The organism is Ensifer sp. WSM1721 (genome assembly GCF_000513895.2).
Classification (GTDB): domain Bacteria; phylum Pseudomonadota; class Alphaproteobacteria; order Rhizobiales; family Rhizobiaceae; genus Sinorhizobium.
Genome location: NZ_CP165785.1, coordinates 292,918 through 308,946, shown reverse-complemented (window position 1 = coordinate 308,946; position 16,029 = coordinate 292,918). Strand labels below are relative to the sequence as shown.

At 59.5% G+C, this 16,029-nt stretch carries 16 protein-coding genes; 15 read left to right on the top strand and 1 reads right to left on the bottom strand.

Going from position 1 to position 16,029, the window contains the following annotated elements; translation table 11 throughout:
• Positions 1 to 26 precede the first annotated feature (26 nt).
• Both M728_RS29685 and M728_RS29680 read left to right on the top strand, forming a co-directional pair.
• Positions 27 to 944, top strand: coding sequence for a branched-chain amino acid ABC transporter permease (locus M728_RS29685; RefSeq protein WP_198023418.1), 918 nt, complete (start codon positions 27 to 29; stop codon positions 942 to 944).
• 229 nt (positions 945 to 1,173) lie between these two features.
• Entirely contained in the window at positions 1,174 to 1,590 is a 417-nt protein-coding gene (locus M728_RS29680; RefSeq protein ID WP_245269754.1) for an ethanolamine utilization protein EutQ, read from the top strand.
• Between the two features lie 73 nt (positions 1,591 to 1,663).
• Here M728_RS29680 and M728_RS29675 read toward each other — a convergent pair whose 3' ends face one another.
• Positions 1,664 to 2,362, bottom strand: a complete 699-nt coding sequence (locus tag M728_RS29675; protein ID WP_245269755.1) for a TetR/AcrR family transcriptional regulator — start codon at positions 2,360 to 2,362, stop codon at positions 1,664 to 1,666.
• Positions 2,363 to 2,696: 334 nt separating this feature from the next.
• On the opposite strand from M728_RS29675, the gene M728_RS29670 reads away from it, so the two are divergent.
• The 13 genes from M728_RS29670 (at position 2,697) to M728_RS29610 (ending at position 15,818) form a co-directional block, all read left to right on the top strand.
• Entirely contained in the window at positions 2,697 to 2,915 is a 219-nt protein-coding gene (locus M728_RS29670) for a hypothetical protein (protein ID WP_026622228.1), read from the top strand.
• Positions 2,916 to 2,927: 12 nt separating this feature from the next.
• On the top strand, positions 2,928 to 4,403 hold the full coding sequence (locus M728_RS29665) for a cytosine permease (protein WP_026622229.1): 1,476 nt from the start codon (positions 2,928 to 2,930) through the stop codon (positions 4,401 to 4,403).
• A gap of 314 nt (positions 4,404 to 4,717) precedes the next feature.
• Positions 4,718 to 6,157: an aldehyde dehydrogenase family protein gene (locus M728_RS29660; protein ID WP_026622230.1), complete on the top strand. Its 1,440-nt coding sequence runs from the start codon at positions 4,718 to 4,720 to the stop codon at positions 6,155 to 6,157.
• The gene (locus M728_RS29655) at positions 6,157 to 7,185 is read left to right on the top strand and encodes a phosphotransferase (protein ID WP_026622231.1); all 1,029 of its coding nucleotides are present in this window, start codon (positions 6,157 to 6,159) and stop codon (positions 7,183 to 7,185) included. The genes M728_RS29660 and M728_RS29655 overlap by 1 nt, the downstream gene beginning before the upstream one ends.
• 205 nt (positions 7,186 to 7,390) lie before the next feature.
• The gene (locus M728_RS29650) at positions 7,391 to 8,566 is read left to right on the top strand and encodes a saccharopine dehydrogenase family protein (RefSeq protein ID WP_026622233.1); all 1,176 of its coding nucleotides are present in this window, start codon (positions 7,391 to 7,393) and stop codon (positions 8,564 to 8,566) included.
• A complete protein-coding gene (locus M728_RS29645; protein ID WP_051440980.1) occupies positions 8,563 to 9,357 on the top strand; it encodes an SDR family NAD(P)-dependent oxidoreductase in 795 nt (264 codons plus the stop codon). The genes M728_RS29650 and M728_RS29645 overlap by 4 nt, the downstream gene beginning before the upstream one ends.
• Positions 9,358 to 9,369: 12 nt before the next feature.
• Complete coding sequence (locus M728_RS29640; protein ID WP_026622234.1) at positions 9,370 to 10,524, top strand: FAD-binding oxidoreductase; 1,155 nt, start codon at positions 9,370 to 9,372, stop codon at positions 10,522 to 10,524.
• A 27-nt stretch (positions 10,525 to 10,551) separates the two neighbouring features.
• Positions 10,552 to 11,406 (top strand): 5'/3'-nucleotidase SurE, encoded by an 855-nt coding sequence (surE, locus tag M728_RS29635; protein ID WP_084044626.1) that lies wholly within the window; start codon positions 10,552 to 10,554, stop codon positions 11,404 to 11,406.
• The gene (locus M728_RS29630; protein ID WP_026622236.1) at positions 11,403 to 12,236 is read left to right on the top strand and encodes an SDR family NAD(P)-dependent oxidoreductase; all 834 of its coding nucleotides are present in this window, start codon (positions 11,403 to 11,405) and stop codon (positions 12,234 to 12,236) included. The genes surE and M728_RS29630 overlap by 4 nt, the downstream gene beginning before the upstream one ends.
• The gene (locus M728_RS29625; protein WP_198023419.1) at positions 12,233 to 13,030 is read left to right on the top strand and encodes an SDR family NAD(P)-dependent oxidoreductase; all 798 of its coding nucleotides are present in this window, start codon (positions 12,233 to 12,235) and stop codon (positions 13,028 to 13,030) included. Before M728_RS29630 ends, M728_RS29625 begins: the two co-directional genes overlap by 4 nt.
• 93 nt (positions 13,031 to 13,123) lie before the next feature.
• The gene (locus M728_RS29620; RefSeq protein ID WP_370906450.1) at positions 13,124 to 13,873 is read left to right on the top strand and encodes an electron transfer flavoprotein subunit beta/FixA family protein; all 750 of its coding nucleotides are present in this window, start codon (positions 13,124 to 13,126) and stop codon (positions 13,871 to 13,873) included.
• Between the two features lie 25 nt (positions 13,874 to 13,898).
• Complete coding sequence (locus M728_RS29615; protein WP_370906549.1) at positions 13,899 to 14,831, top strand: electron transfer flavoprotein subunit alpha/FixB family protein; 933 nt, start codon at positions 13,899 to 13,901, stop codon at positions 14,829 to 14,831.
• A gap of 54 nt (positions 14,832 to 14,885) precedes the next feature.
• Entirely contained in the window at positions 14,886 to 15,818 is a 933-nt protein-coding gene (locus M728_RS29610) for an alpha/beta hydrolase (RefSeq protein ID WP_026622888.1), read from the top strand.
• The last annotated feature ends 211 nt before the right edge of the window (positions 15,819 to 16,029 follow it).

Here is a 16,029-nt window from a genome sequence, read left to right as displayed (position 1 = left end):
TTCCCTTCTCAAGTTTGGCCCAGACCATGACAGAGATGACGATCCGAGTCGTACTTGTCGTCGGTCTCTACATTTTCATTGGCAATTCCGGAATCCTCTCTTTCGGACATGTCAGCTTCATGTCGATCGGGGCCTACGCCTTCGTCTGGATCAGCTGCTGTACGCTGCCGGCGTTGAAGCCTCTGTATCTTCCCGGATTGCCAATCGTGTTACAGGAGACGGCGCTGCCATCGCCCGCGGGAATTGCAGCCGCTGCGGCGCTGGCCGGCGGCAGTGCTCTGGTAATCGGCAGCATTCTGATGCGACTTTCGGGAACGGCCGCGTCGATCGCAACCTTTTCACTGCTGGCCGGTCAATATGCTCTTTTTCGGAACTGGACCGGCGTCACGGGCGGCACCTCTTCTCTGGCGAACGTCCCTGTTTTCATGACTTCCGCGATCGGCACCCTTCTGGCTATCGGCGCCGTTCTCATTGCGTGGCTCCATCACCAAAGCCGCTTTGGACTTATGTTACGCGCTGCGCGTGATGAGCAAACCGCGTCGAAGGCCTCCGGCGTGAATGTGTGGCTGGTTCGCACAATAGCCTTTGGACTCTCAGGCCTTATCATGGGTGTCGGCGGAGCAATGCAGGCCGGATTTCTGGGAATTGTAACCGTCGACGCGTTTTATCTCGACGTAACTTTCCTGACCCTTGCCATGCTGATTGTGGGGGGCTCGGGTAGCCTGTCGGGTGCCGTCGTCGGGGTGATCGCGTTGACCGCAGTAACCGAGATGCTCCGACGCTTCGAAGTTGGTATCCACCTCGGCGATACTTTGCTCGCGCTTCCCCGCGGCTTTCAGGAGGTAGGGCTCGGCATCGTTATGATTCTGGTAATGATCCTCCGCCCCGCCGGTATTATGAATGGGCGAGAATTGACCGTCGGACACTTTCGTCTGAAGCGCTGATCTCGTGCGGCATCAATCGCCAGAATGTGCAAGAGTCTATGATGGATTCGCTTGCTGGAAGCGGAACAGATTGCCGGCGACAAGCTTCTTGGCAACGAAGGCTCCCGTCCGCGTGAAAACTTGCGACGTCGACCTCACGGTCCGAGGACCCCGTGGCGCGGTTTGACAGGACCTACCATGAGTATTAATGAATGGTCATTCATTTGGCGATGCCCCATCGGAAAGACGGATGGCGCTTGCCCGTGACGATCGCGACGGCGCGAACAGGAACATAGCGATGTACATCGAACCGACGGTATTCCGGCAGGGCTTAACGGCTTTCGCAGCTTACGGCGAAGGTCCCGGCGAGGCGTCAATAGCGCGGCTCGTCGGGCCGCAGGACAGCTCGACAATGGGTGCCTATCTCGCTCGTTTTCACGGGCGTTCCGTGCCCTGGACTGTGCGGTACGATGAGGTAATTGTTTGTATCGAGGGCGAGTTTCACCTCCGCACTGGAGAAACACTGCACACGTTGAATCCAGGCGACGTGGTCTGGATCCCCAAGGACACCGAACTCGCATACAATGGCGTTGAGAGTCTGGTATTTATCGCGATTGCTCCAGTTGATTGGCGCATCAGGCTCCAACGCGAAGCGGAGCAGGTGTGAACGCTCGGCACCCAACAAAGGCGCCGAAAATCAATGCCCTTCGATCAGCGCCACGGGCAGGAGGGGCCGCTTCTCAACTCTCCGAAGCACGCTCTGGTCCAAGCAGCATGCTATGGACAAGGCGATAGAAGTGCTTGCAGATCTTCTCGGGCGTGTAGGACCCGCTGGGCCGATACCAATTCAGGACATTATCACACATCGTTATGATTGCGAGCGCCGTTAGCCGGGCCTCGGGATGAGAGTTGGTCGCGGGCGATGGTATAGCTTCAATGATCTTGGTGAGTCGGTCGAGATGTTCCCTCATCATGCCTTTCACCCGATGTCTGACCGCAGGATCCAACCTGTTCAGAATGCCGGACTCGAGAAGACGATCGTTCGCTTGAGCTATCCGGGAGTGATTGATCTGGTACATAATGTGAGCGGTTATAGCGCTCTGAAGCCTTTCAAGTGGAGAGCTTCCCTCCGCATCGGCTGCTGCGATCGCCTCGTTGAACGCGCTCAAAGCCTCCGTCACGGCCTCGCCGAGCAGTTCCTCCTTGGACTTGTAATGGTTGTAGACTGCAGGTGCCTTGATTCCGACCTCGGTGGCGATGTCCCGCATCGAGGTGGCATCAAAGCCGCGGGAACCGAAAAGCTCAATTGCAGCGTCGAGCAACCTCTCGCGGGTGTCGGAGCGGCTCGTTGATACCTTGCCGCCTTGGCCGGCTCGACGCCGTGTCCGTTCGACCTCCTCAGAAGCGGCTTCCTGATAGCTGCGGGCGAGTTCGTTCACAATTTTTCGTCCTTATGAATACCTATTCACATAATGCGTCAGCTGCGGCGGTCTGTCAAAGGAGCGAACAGAAAATCGCCGGGCTGTCCAATATCGTCAGAGCGGAGACGACGCGAGTTTTTTCAACTGGCTGAGCAGGCCCATTTCGCCCCGTCGCGTCCGGACCATGACTTGACATATTAGCGGCAAAGGATGAATATTAATGATCGTTCATTCATCTTAGGCTCGCTTCAAGAAGTCGACGCATGGGGAACGAGCACTACGGCGCTGTTAAGGCAGCCCAATATTGTGAGAGCCGGCAATAGGCCGGAACGTCCAGAAAAGGGAACAAACAATGTCAGTCGAATTGGAACGGGTTTATCCACCCGACACCCGCGAGCGGTTTGAAGCGGCGCTGGATGCGGAGCTCTCCAGGCGTATTCAATCCTTGGGAGAGTCTCCGCACACAGCTTCGGAGTGCTGTGCCCCCACCCGCGCCTGCTTTGTCGAAGCCGCAAGCTGGGGCGTTCTCGGGGTGGTTATCTGGGTCGCCACCTTGATGTATCTCGGCTGAGGAGGAAGACCAATGAGCAGCGATATCAAACTCACTCAGTCTCGAGTAATGGAAGAGGCGCTTTCCGGGCGCCTACCTCTACGCAGCAGCGAACGTGTCTACAAAGGCTACGGCTCGTTCCTTTGGACCTGCACGGCCTTTAGTGCCGCGACTTGGGCGTTCCTCATCGGCGGCTTTCTGCCCTATGTGGGCGACGTCCGAATAGGGGTACTGGGTTACCTCGCGGGCATGCTGATCGGCATGGCTGTCGTTGTCTTGGCGTCTGGGATGCCATCCTTCAAATACGGCGTCGAGCCGATCGATGCCGCCAAGGCCTCGTTTGGCCCTTATGGCATCGTGCTGCCGCTGTTTGGCCTGCTTGCGACTTGCATCGGTTGGACATACGTGGTCGTTGCGCTTACCGCACGAGGAGCGGCAAACGTCCTACAAACCGTCGAGCGATCTGATGTGCCGACTTCCGAACCGATCGTTATCGGTCTTGCGCTGTTTACAATGTTCGCAGTGTGGCTCGTAGCAAGCAAGGGGCCTTGGCTGTTTGAACGGATCAGCAATTATATCGCGCCAGGCCATATCCTAGTAACCGTGCTGATGCTTGGCATCCTGCTCTACCATTACGGCGCCGATCTCTGGACGCTGCAGGTTCCCGCCGATCAGCGCCTCGCTTCGACACCGGGCCAGGGGTTTGCCCTCGCTGTTGAATTCGGCATCTCCAATTCGCTGACATGGTGGCCGATAATGGGCGGACTGACACGGCTGGTGGAGCGTCGCTCGCACATAGTCGGCCCATCTGTTGTCGGGGTTGGCGTGCTTGGCGCTGCATTCATATCCATGGTGGCCGCGTTCGCGGCCCTGTCCGCCGGAACACCCGATCCGACGATCTGGATGATCACGCTTGCGGGGCCCGTGCTTGGTTCGATTATCATGACCTTCGTTCTTGCCGCCAACGTCGCGACGATGGTCATCATGCTCTATCTCGCCGGCGTTTCGATCCAGCAAATCAAGCCATTGACGCGCGTCCGGTGGGATATTTTGATCGCTTTGATGCTGCTACCGGGCGTCTATGTGGCGTTTAGAACGGAATGGACTCTCTCTATCGTGATGAGCTGGCTCTCCTATAATGGCGTCATGTTCGTCGGCATCACGGGCGTCACCTTTGTCGACTATTTCATTCTTCGGAAAGAGACGCTGGCGCCGGCGCATCTTTTCACGCGCGATCCTGCTAGCCAGTATTGGTTTTGGGGGGGCGTCAATTGGGTAGCCGTCGCGATATCGGTGCTGTCGATTGCCTTGTACCTCTTTCTGTACAATCCGGTGACGGCGGCGATGCATCCGTTAGCCCATGCGTTGGGAGCAGGCATACCGACCGTGATTGTTGCCGGCGTGACGTACTACCTGGTTATGAGGATGTTTGTCATTCCTGCCGGCAAGGGCGGATACCGGCACACTACGGCTGTCGCTTCGTCACATGAAGTCGTCCCCACCCTTTAACAGGACAAGTGGCTGTGCAGATGCGCCTGCACGCTTTCTAAGAGCCTGAACTGCATTTGACGAGTGCGCGCGGCGTCGGTGGGCACGCTCACCGGGGCCGTAAACATGCGCTGAGACGGGGATCAAAGTTCAGGGCGGGGAGTTCATCGATTTTATGAAAAGGCCGCCAAGGATATTGACTCGCTTCATGATAGGTGAATTAATGAGCGTTAATTAATACTGTAGCGACCTCCGAAGTGAGGTCTGGATGCGAGCGCGACGAAGGGCCTGCCACCACGAACAGTGCCGGAGGCGCGCCAATCGAGGAGGATCAAATGAAAATCGGGGAACGTCGGCCGCTCATCGGCGAGGCTTTCTGGTCAAAGGGAAACGACTTTGATGTTTTCGAACCGGCGACTGGGGAAGTGATCGCTCGCGTCCCGGACGTCGGAGCGGAGGGAGTGAACGCGGCCGTGTCAGCCGCCAAGCAAGCCTTCGGCAATTGGGCGTCTACTCCTCCGAAGGATCGAGCCGCCGCCTTGCTTGCGTTCACCGACGAAATCATGGCTCGCGTCGATGAGTTTGCCGAACTTGAGGCGCGCGACGTTGGAAAACCGCTCGAGAAAGCTCGCGCGGAAATGGCATCCGCTGCAGACAAATATCGCTTCTTTGCCGGCGCGTGCCGAACAATGATGGTTCCGGCTATGGGCGAGTACAAGCCCGGCATCACGAGCATGGTACGGCGCGAGCCAATCGGCGTTGTCGCCGCAATTTCCCCGTGGAATTACCCCATGGGAATGACCGCCTGGCGCATTGGTCCGGCCCTGGCGGCTGGCAACACCGTCGTTCTGAAGCCAACTCAGGTGACGCCGCTAACCGCCCTCCTCCTGGGCGAAGTCGCACAGAAGTTCTTCCCGCCAGGCGTCGTCAACATCGTCACAGGTTTCGGCAGCACGACTGGCACGCACCTGGTGCGTCATCCGGACGTCGCGATGGTTTCGCTCACAGGGGGCACGGAGACGGGACGCGCCGTTATGCGTGACGCGGCCGAGAGCATCAAAGTCGTTCATCTCGAACTCGGCGGAAAGGCGCCGGTTCTCGTCTTTGACGATGCAGATATCGACCGTTTGGCAACAACGCTCAGAAGCGCAGCATTCGGCAATTCCGGGCAGGACTGCACAGCAGCCTGCCGGGTGTATGTTTCCAAGAAGCGCGAAAAGGACGTCGTCGAGGCGTTGGCATCGATGGCCAGTGGGATCAAGGTCGGCAATGGCTATGCCGAGCGTGGGATCGACATGGGACCGGTCGTCTCTGCAAAACACCATGAATTCGTGTCCAGCTTCGTCAACAGAGCCGTCAAGAATTCCTCTGGTCGCGTCGTCGTTGGTGGACCTATCGATGGCCCAGGATATTTTTACGCGCCGACTGTCGTTGATGGTGTCGAGCACAGCGCCGAGATCATCCAGAAGGAGATTTTCGGGCCCGTCGTAGCCGTCACCACGTTCGAAGATGAGGCCGACGCCGTCGCCAAGGCAAACGATCTGGAGGTCGGGCTGGCCGCTTCGATCTGGACGTCCGATATCGAACGGGCGATTGTCGCGGCGGGGCGTGTGAAGGCGGGTAGCGTCTGGATCAACGATCACGGACCGACGGCCGCCGAAATGCCCTTCGGAGGCTACAAGCAGTCTGGAATTGGCCGCGATCTCTCGATCTATGCGATCGAAGCTCACACCGAGCTGAAACACATCGCCATCACGCACCGGGAGCGAATCTGATGATCTCGGTGAGGACGTCAACCCACTCGGAAACCGTTGACCAACAGCCTCGATGCTTGTTTGAGGAAGGTGTGCCTGTCCAGGTACGCGACACCGCCCTTAACCTCTTGGACCAATGGCGGTTCCTTCCGGGCGAGCACGGCATTCGCCTCTCGATTCTTCCCGGCGGCGCAAACAATATCAACCTCATTCTGGAACACGGCGACAAAAAATGGGCCTTGAAGATCCGGGAGCCGGATGCGTCGTTTGCCGGCACATCGGTTACCGCTGCGATCGAGGCCCAGTCCGTGGCGGCGAGCATCGGTCTGGCACCAGCGGTCATAGCTACATGTCTGCCCGAAGGGCACTTCATGTCAGAATTCGTCGAAGGGGAGACGCTGCGACCGCAGCACATCCGAGAGCCTTCCATGGCCCGCAGGATAGTGGATGCTCTGAAGCGACTGCACGCGCATCACTTTCCGCCTCGAAAGTTCGATATCTTCGATGACCTTCGCGGTTTCATTGCGGGGGCTGCGAAGCTGGGCGGGTCTTATCCAACCTCCTTTGCCGCTCTTTGGGAAATTGCTCAACGTTTCGAAACCACTCTGGTTGCAGCCGATGCGCCCGTCGGCTTCGGCCACAATGATCTCGTCCCGCAGAACTTCATCGCCTGTTCGGACGGCGTGAAAATGGTCGATTTCGACTACGCCGGCGAAGCCTTGGTCGCAATAGATCTGGCCAGCGTTACCTCTCAAGCAGAGATGTCCGACGATGAGACCATGGCATTCCTGCGGCTCTACGATCCGGACCTCGATGAGAGCCAGATTGCCCGCGTGCAGGTGCTTCGCTTCGTGAACGCGTTGCGCGAGGTTGCGTGGGCAGCCATGGCGGAACCGTTCATGGCCGCCAAGACGACCCTTCTGGATGGTTGGAGCTACAGGTCACACGCCGACGTGAACATTCGTCTGGCCGAGGTGCTTATTCGGGAGAACCCAGCCGATCAGCTTGCCTCCAAGGCAGGCCTCGTAAGGGCCGGTGCTCTGTTCTGATGGAGGGTTCAATGACCGATCTGACTTTCCAAACGGCTGCCGACTCGCCATGGGCGCAAGCCCCCCTGGGGGAGGATTGGTCGAATGACCCCCGATCGGCCCTCCTCATCGAGGTAGACGCTCAACCAGCTGCAACGGGAGTATTCGATCACCGGGCCGCCCGAACGGCTTGTCTCGAAGTAGTGAGAATCAAGGAGTGGCTCTAATGGCCCGTCAATGGAAGACAATTGTAATCGGTGCAGGCGGATCGCAAGCACAAGCAATGTTGCGCGGCATTGCGAGGGCGGATGCGACTGAGGGCTGGCTTGCAATCGACCGTGCCTGGCGGCCACAGGCACGTGCTGCAACGGAAGAGATGGGCTTCGCAGTCCAGGAATTAAACCCGCTTGCACAGCCCGAGACCTTGCGCAAGCTGTTGGAATCGACATCCCTCGTCGTGAACATGGCCGGCCCTTACTACAAGACCGGCTTCACCATCCTCGATGCAGCGATCGAAACGAAGACGGACTATCTTGATATCTGCGACGACGCGGACATCACGCTGCCCATGCTCGAGCGGGATGCGCGCGCGAAGGAGGCCGGTATTTCCGCACTCATCGGAATGGGCTCCTCCCCCGGAACAACAAACATACTGATCCGAAGTGCGATCGACCATCTCGGTCCCGTCGACGACGTGGACATCTATTGGACCGTCGATGTGGCCGATCTGACCGAAGCAGCTATCCGACACTTTTGGCATTGCTTCAATCTGGTTGATGCGGACGGTACGATACATGCGGTAACAGGTTGGGACGGCTTGGAGCGTCGGCAGGTCGACTTTCCGGCGCCGGTCGGCATTCAGTCGGTCGTACGACTCGCCCATCCCGAGCCGCTGACGGTGCCTCGTTTTCTTCCGGTGAAGCGCGCTTCCAACTTCGGTGGACTAAATCCGGAGGAAGCACTGATTACGGCCTGGGCTCTCGCGCATATCGCTGACGAGCAGCGCTCCGGCGGAGAATTCACCGACCCGGCGGCCAGCCTGTTCCGTCATTACAGGGAGAGACGCGTTGGAGCGCCCCGTATCGGGAGCGGTATGATCATTGACGTGCATACGGGCGGTTCCGGCTTGAGGTTTGCGGCCGGTAGCGATGGTGGAATGGACGATTCGACTGGCATCCCGGCTGCGGCCGGAGCGTTGTTGATGTTGGATGGAAAGATCAAACGCCGAGGGGCCTTTGCGCCGGAAGTGGTCCGCCCCGCAGACTTCTTTGAGACCCTGCGGCGCGTCAGCACCGGTGGCGGCGGCTTGTCTCTGTTCCGGCTTGAAGACGGCGTCGCAACGGAGCGGCTGAGAATTCGCGACCTGGTCGCAGGAGAATTGAGCCCAAGGGAGGTGGCATGATGCGGGAACTTGAAGGGAAGGTGGCGCTCGTCACGGGCGGCGGCCGGGGGATCGGTGCCGGTATCGCCGAGGGCCTGGCTCAGGCTGGCGCCACGGTCGCACTCATGGGCCGGAGCAGTGCTCCACTTGAAGAAGTGGCGGCGCGGATAGCGGCCGGCGGAGGCAAGGCAACGGTCCATACCGGGAGTGTCAGTGATCCGGACGAAGTCGAGCGGGTGCTGGACGCAATATGGGCGGAACATGGCAGTCTTCAGATTGTCGTCAACAATGCAGGCATCGTCGACGAGGCTGAATTCCTCGATATTTCGCTCGAAGGTTGGAACAAGACCGTTGGCACGGATCTCACAGGTGCATTCCTGGTAACGCAGCGAGCAGCGCGCAGGATGCGCGACGGTAGCGGCGGGTCGGTGATCAATATCGCCTCGATTGACGCCAACGGCTATGATGGCCCGCAAGGCTCCTATGTCGCCGCCAAGGCCGGTCTCGTCGGTCTCACGAAGAATGCGGCGGTCGAACTCGCGAAACACAATATCCGCATAAATTCCGTCAGCCCCGGCTGGACGCGCACCCAGATGGTGGAGGAGTTCGTCTCCGAGAAGGCGCTCCGGCACATGATGACGGACTTCCAGCGCGTGCCGATGAAGCGCCTTGTCGAAATACCCGAACTCGCCAACGCCGTGGTCTTTCTCGCCTCCGACAAGGCTTCCGCCATTACCGGAGTGGACTTGCCGGTCGACTGCGGGACACTGGCGACGCTCTACGTCTACGAAACCATTCGCCCCTTGTTCTGAAGGAAGACGGCCATGACCCCACGTATCGCCATTATCGGAGCAGGCGTCGCAGGCTGCGGCGCGGCACGCAGGGCGGCGCAATTGCATGCAAAGGAGGTTGTCGTTCTGGAAAAAGGCACGCCGGCATGCGGCTCGTCCGGGCGATCGGCCGGGGTATACAACACCCAGACGCTCGACCCGTTGCAGATCGAGATCCGCGTCCGGTCACGCGAAATATTGTTCGAACTCGAACGCAAGCGCAGTCTGCCCCTTGCCCGCATCGGCAACATCCGCATCGCCACGACCGAAGCGGACATTCCAAAACTTGAAACCGCGCTCGCCACGATCAAAAGCTTCGGAGCAGACGATACGCGGATACTGTCGCAGAAGGAGTTGCAGGCTCTCGTTCCCGATTTGCAATGCGACGACGTCGTCGCTGGTCTTTACGGCGTCAACGACGGACATCTGGACGGACACCTCCTTTGCTCCGCCCTGATCGACGAAGCACGCGATCTTGGCGCGAAGGTCATGAACAACACCGAAGTGCTCGCTTACGAAAAACGCGGGTCAACGCACGTGCTTTCAACGACTCGCGGCGAGTTCGAATGTGACGTGGTGATCAACGCCGGCGGCGCATGGGCGGGGCGCGTTGGCGATATTCTGGGGCACGCGGCACCGATCAAACCCGAGGTACACGAGGTGATCATCGTCAAGCTGCCCCGCAAGCTCGATTACGTCGTTCCAATGTGCAATTTCTATATGCCGGGGCAGAACGGCGCCGGCATCTACTTCAGGCAGGATGGCGAGGATTCGCTGATCGCCGGACTCCACACCTATTACTCGGTCGAAGGCCACGAAGTCAGTAACCCCGACGCCTATAGCCCGCCGGACGGGGACGACTATTTTCTCGACGTCGCACAGCTCGTCAGCGATCGGCTGCGAATTGACGATCTCGGCTTCAAGAACGGTTGGCACGGCCTCTACCCGTTGAGCCTGGACGGGGAGTTCCAGATCGGCCCCTATGCCGCGGATCCTTCCGTAATTGTCGTCGCAGGCATGGGTGGCACAGGTGTTACGAGCGGCGCCCTGACGGGAGCCCTTGCTGCGGAGTGGGCTATCCTCGGCAAGCCGGTCACCGTCCCCAATGCTGCGAAGCTCGTGCCGGATAGGCTCTCGCTCGCGGCTTGAACATAGCATCCAGAAAGGCGACCCGAAGTGAAAGTCTTGCTCACAAATGACGATGGCTACCAGTCTCCCGGCGTTGCGGCGGCTCGCGATGCGCTGATCGCAAGCGGAGTCCAGGTGCTCACGGTTGCGCCCGACGGACCGAGAAGCGGCACATCGCGCTCCGCCTCGTTTCGCAAGGCGATTACGCTTACTAGGGCGGGCGGTGACGAAGTAAACCCGGTCTATGCCACGAATGGCACGCCAACCGATTGTGTTCGCGTCGCCGTTCTGTCCGGCCTTGCCTCTGAAATCGAAGCCGTTGTCTCCGGCATCAACGAAGGGGCCAATCTTGGCGATGACGCAACCTATTCGAGCACGCTCGGATCGGCGATCGAAGGTGCGTTGTTGGGTTTTCCGGCACTCGCCGCATCTCAGCAGTCGCGAGATGGAAGGTTTCGACTGGTCGATCTGACGGACTATGATTTCAGCTGGGGCGCCAAAATTATGGCAGAGCTCACCAAGCTGATGATCAGGGATCGGTCCAAACTTCCTGCCCGGTCTGTTTTGAACCTCAATGCACCCGCCCGCCCCGCTCGCGAGGTCAAGATTGCGAGCCTCGATCGCCGCGTCTGGGATCCATCCCGCATTCCGTCTGTCGAAACTGAAAATGGTCCTGGATGGCTGCTCTTCGGTACGCATCCAGAACTCGATCCCATTTTCGAGCACCGGCCCGGTTCTGATTCCTGGGTCCTCTCGCGAGGCGACGCGGCTCTCACGCCCCTCAACTTCGAATGGACTTTGCCCGGTGCGCGAAGCCGATTTGCCCGGTGGACGCGCTCTGCGGTTGTTGAACTCAACAAAGCGCTTGATTTGGAGCAATCACTGAAGGAGCGCGGACGATGAGCGATTTTCCCTGCGTGGTGATCAGCGGCGCCGGTGGCGAGATGGGCAGGGCGCTCGCGGCCCGATTTGCACGCGACGGCCGAGACATCGTCCTGTTGGATCGTGATGTTGCCAACCTCGGCGGGGTTGAAGAGGAACTGCGTCGCGACGGCGCCCGAAAGGTGCTCGTCCTTCCTGCTGACCAGACCGATCCGGACGCTCTCAACAGGGCTATTGCCGAAATCGGCGGCCAATTTGGTTCGATCGGGACCTTTGTCGCCAATGCTGGATTCGCAAGATTTGGTGGTTTTCTCGAGACATCGAAAAAGGTCTGGGACCTGCACGTCGATATCAATCTGAACGGCACCTTTCATCTCTGCCAGGCAGTCGCGCGCAACATGGTTGCAGGTGGCCAGGGAGGCAGCATAACCCTCATTTCCTCCTGCCTCGCTCTGTTCCACGCCGACCAGACGGGCGCATACAGCGCCACCAAGGCAGCGCTGCTGATGCTCACGAGGACCATGGCAGCAGAGCTTGGTATTTACGGTATCCGGACGAACTCTGTTCTTCCTGGTGTTGTGGAGACCGCAATGACCCGGCCAATGCTTGAAGTTCCTGGCTGCAGGGAAGCATTGCTCCAGGAAACACCCGTCGGGCGCCTCGGTAAGGCGGAAGATGTCGCAGAGGCGGTCGCGTTTCTGGCGGGCCCCGCCGCTGGCTTCATAACAGGGGCATCCCTGCTCGTCGACGGCGGGCAGTCTATATACGGCCAACCGCAATGGGTTCGTCAGGATCGCTCGAAACGAGGCGAGCCGCGTTGGCTGTCCACAGCAAACGGACTCCCGGTATGAGCAGTCAGCAAGACATGGGATTGCCGGCGGCGCGCGAAAACGCCGTCATTACAGGGGCTGCTTCGGGCATTGGTGCTGCCGTTGCGCGTCGCCTTTTCGATCGTGGCGCAAATGTCTTCTTGATCGACCGGGACATCGATCGTCTTCGAAGCGTTTTCGCGAACGTGGATGCCGCGGGCGGAACGGTCAAGCTTTTCCAAGCTGATGTGACCGATAACGCGAAGCTCAAGGCCCTCTTCGCTGAGGTTGACGCGCATGGTGGCGTTGACAACGTCGTCCATTGTGCAGGCGTGGCGCGCCTAGGAACAGTCATTGAAATGGACGAGGCGAGCTTTGATTTTGTGCTGGACGTCAACCTCAAGGGAACATTTCTGCTTGCCAAGAACGCCATGCCTTCCCTGATGAAAAGAAGGGGAAGCTTCACCGCCATCGCATCCGATGCCGGCACACAGGGGGCGACGGGTTACGCTGCCTACTGCGCAAGCAAACACGGGGTTGTAGGTCTGATCAAATCGATGGCCTTGGATCACGGCCCACAGGGAGTTCGGTGCAACGCGATTTGTCCAGGATTCGTCGAAACGCCGATGTTGGACCAGCTCTTTGCTGATAACCCTTCCGATCGCGGCTTCTACGAGAAAACGGTGCCCCTCGGGCGATTTGCGCGTCCGAACGATGTTGCTGAGCTCGCTGCATTCATATCGTCCCCGGCAGGATCTTACCTGAACGGCGCAATCATCGCGCTCGATGGTGGCTCCACGGCTGGATATTTCAGCTCCGCAAGTGCTGCGGACTAGACGGCGCGCGGATCAGTGCACGTGTAGACCCCTGCTTTGCAGACTGAACACGCGCCACTCCTTTTCGAACTGATCATAATGGAGGCTGAAAAGTTGAAAATCCTAGTAACGGTGAAGCGGGTCGTCGACTTCAACGTGAAGATCCGCGTGAAGGCGGACGGCACGGGCGTCGAGCTTGCCAATGTCAAGATGTCGATGAACCCGTTCGACGAAATCTCGGTCGAAGAGGCGCTGCGCCTCAAGGAAGCCGGCAAGGCGAGCGAAGTCGTCGTCGTCTCGATCGGACCGGCCAAGGCCGAAGAGACGCTCCGCACCGCGCTTGCGATGGGCGCCGACCGGGCGATCCTCGTCGAGACCGAGGACCAGGTCGAACCGCTCGCCGTCGCCAAGATCGTCAAGGGTGTGGCCGAGGCCGAACAGCCGGGGCTGATCATTGTCGGCAAGCAGGCGATCGACGACGATTCCAACCAGACCGGTCAGATGCTCTCGGCGCTGTTGGGCTGGCCGCAGGGCACCTTCGCCTCCAAGGTCGAGATCGGTGACGGCAAGGTCAATGTCACCCGCGAGGTCGACGGCGGGCTGCAGACGGTGGAACTGAAGCTGCCGGCCGTGGTCACCACCGACTTGCGCCTGAACGAGCCGCGCTACGCCTCGCTGCCGAACATCATGAAGGCGAAGAAGAAGCCGCTCGACAAGAAGACGCCGGCCGATTTCGGCGTCGACACGAGCCCGCGGCTCAAAGTTCTGAAGACGGAAGAGCCGTCGGGCCGCAAGGCCGGCATCAAGGTGAAGTCGGTCGCCGAGCTCGTCGAGAAGCTCAAGACCGAAGCCGGCGTCCTCTAAGGTTCAAGGAAAGGGAGATTCCATCATGGCCATTCTGCTTCTGGCTGACCACGACAACACCCACCTTTCCGACCAGACGGCGAAGGCGCTGACGGCGGCGACCAAGATCGGCGGCGACGTGCATGTGCTCGTTGCGGGTTCCGGCGTCGAGGCCGTCGCCCAGCAGGCGGCGAAGCTCTCGGGCGTCGCCAAGGCGCTCGTCGCCGAGGATGCCTCGCTCGCCCACAATCTCGCCGAGCCGCTGGCGGCCCTCATCGTCTCGCTCGCCGGCAACTATGACACGATTGTCGCCGCCGCCACCTCGGTCGGCAAGAACGTCATGCCGCGGGTTGCCGCACTTCTCGACGTGGCGCAGGTCTCCGAGATCATCGAGGTGGTTTCGCCGGATACCTTCAAGCGGCCGATCTATGCCGGCAATGCCATCCAGACGGTGCAGACGACCGAAGCGAAGAAAGTCATCACCGTCCGCACCTCGTCTTTCCCCCCCGCTTCGGCGGGTGACTCGGCTGCCGTCGAACAGGTCCCGACGGCAGCCGCTTTTTCCGATTTGTCGCGGTTCGTTTCCGACGCGCTGTCCTCTTCAGACCGCCCGGAGCTGACCTCGGCGAAGATCATCATCTCCGGCGGCCGGGCGCTCGGCTCCTCGGAGAAGTTCAGGCAAGTGATCCTGCCGGTTGCCGACAAGCTCGGCGCCGCCGTCGGAGCCTCGCGTGCTGCCGTCGATGCCGGCTATGCGCCGAACGACTGGCAGGTCGGGCAGACCGGCAAGGTGGTCGCGCCTGACCTCTACATCGCCTGCGGCATCTCCGGCGCCATCCAGCACCTCGCCGGCATGAAGGACTCCAAGGTGATCGTCGCCATCAACACGGACGAGGAGGCGCCGATCTTCCAGGTCGCCGACTACGGCCTCGTTGCCGATCTCTTCGATGTCCTTCCGGAGCTCGAGAGGGCGTTTTGAGTCGCTCGGACGCTGAACAGTCGACCAAACAGGACCGGCAAAAGGAAGTGAGCAATGCGAAGTAACGTGGCCTTCTGGTCCGAGGGAGACCGCCTGCGGGGCTGGTTCTATCGGCCGACAGAAATCGCGTCCCCCTTTCCCACGGTGATTTTGACCCACGGGTTCTCTGCCGTAAAGGAGCAATATCTCGACCGATACGCCGAGGTATTTGCCGCGCATGGACTTGGGGTGCTGGTCTACGATCACGGATGCTTTGGCGAGAGCGAGGGAGAACCGAGATACGAGGTTGATCCGGAGCGGCAGCGACGGGGCTACCGTGACGCCGTAACCTTTGTCCAGACCATGAACGGCCCTGACCCCGAGCGCATCGGCATATGGGGTACGAGCTACAGTGGTGGACATGTCTTGGTAGTAGCTGCGCAGGACCGGCGTGTAAAAGCTGTCGTAGCCCAGGTTCCGACGATTAGCGGCTCGAAAGTCGCTGTTCGCAGAGCCACGACGCCGCAAGCTACGGAATTGAGGAGAAGTCTCTCAGAAGATCGCGTGGCTAGGGTCCTTGGAAACGACCGCGCCTATGTTGATGTAGTGACGAGTGATCCTCAACTACCGTGCGCGTTGCCAGGAGCGGACAGTTACGAGTACTTTTGCCGTTCAGCTGAAGTGGCTTCAAACTGGAATCCGCAAGTAACCCTGCGGAGCCTTGAACTGGCAAAAGCAAATGAACCAGGAGCATTCATCAGGCTTATTAGCCCAACTCCATTGTTAATGATCGTGGCCGAGGACGACCATCTCACGCCAACTGACTTGGCATTGGATGCCTTCGACCGCGCTGGAGAGCCGAAAGCGCTCGAGATTTTGCCTGGAGGCCATTTCTCCCCCTATACAAATCAATTCGAGCAATCCAGCCGTGTTGCGGCCGAGTGGTTTGTTCAAAAGCTCGGCGACAGGCCAATGCTTGATCTGCCACCAATTACGAAGATCTCATAATCTAAACGCTCGCCTTAGATCAGCAAACCGTACGCCGCGGCGTTCACTACTCCTCCGCCTGCGCAACGTCGCCGACGCAGTATGCTTTTCGAAGGACTCTGGTACATTCGTCGCCGCACAAAGATCCCTTGCTAATGGCAGCTCGAAAAACGTTGGGCAGGTGGGGTTACCTTCAGCCTTTGGCCATTTCCGATCGCGTTCGCCGCCGGTT

Coding starts and splice junctions, on each gene's coding strand:
- M728_RS29685 (WP_198023418.1), top strand. CDS start 27: ATGACAGAGATGACGATCCGAGTCGTACTTGTCGTCGGTCTCTACATT.
- M728_RS29680 (WP_245269754.1), top strand. CDS start 1,174: ATGGCGCTTGCCCGTGACGATCGCGACGGCGCGAACAGGAACATAGCG.
- M728_RS29670 (WP_026622228.1), top strand. CDS start 2,697: ATGTCAGTCGAATTGGAACGGGTTTATCCACCCGACACCCGCGAGCGG.
- M728_RS29665 (WP_026622229.1), top strand. CDS start 2,928: ATGAGCAGCGATATCAAACTCACTCAGTCTCGAGTAATGGAAGAGGCG.
- M728_RS29660 (WP_026622230.1), top strand. CDS start 4,718: ATGAAAATCGGGGAACGTCGGCCGCTCATCGGCGAGGCTTTCTGGTCA.
- M728_RS29655 (WP_026622231.1), top strand. CDS start 6,157: ATGATCTCGGTGAGGACGTCAACCCACTCGGAAACCGTTGACCAACAG.
- M728_RS29650 (WP_026622233.1), top strand. CDS start 7,391: ATGGCCCGTCAATGGAAGACAATTGTAATCGGTGCAGGCGGATCGCAA.
- M728_RS29645 (WP_051440980.1), top strand. CDS start 8,563: ATGATGCGGGAACTTGAAGGGAAGGTGGCGCTCGTCACGGGCGGCGGC.
- M728_RS29640 (WP_026622234.1), top strand. CDS start 9,370: ATGACCCCACGTATCGCCATTATCGGAGCAGGCGTCGCAGGCTGCGGC.
- M728_RS29630 (WP_026622236.1), top strand. CDS start 11,403: ATGAGCGATTTTCCCTGCGTGGTGATCAGCGGCGCCGGTGGCGAGATG.
- M728_RS29625 (WP_198023419.1), top strand. CDS start 12,233: ATGAGCAGTCAGCAAGACATGGGATTGCCGGCGGCGCGCGAAAACGCC.
- M728_RS29615 (WP_370906549.1), top strand. CDS start 13,899: ATGGCCATTCTGCTTCTGGCTGACCACGACAACACCCACCTTTCCGAC.
- M728_RS29610 (WP_026622888.1), top strand. CDS start 14,886: ATGCGAAGTAACGTGGCCTTCTGGTCCGAGGGAGACCGCCTGCGGGGC.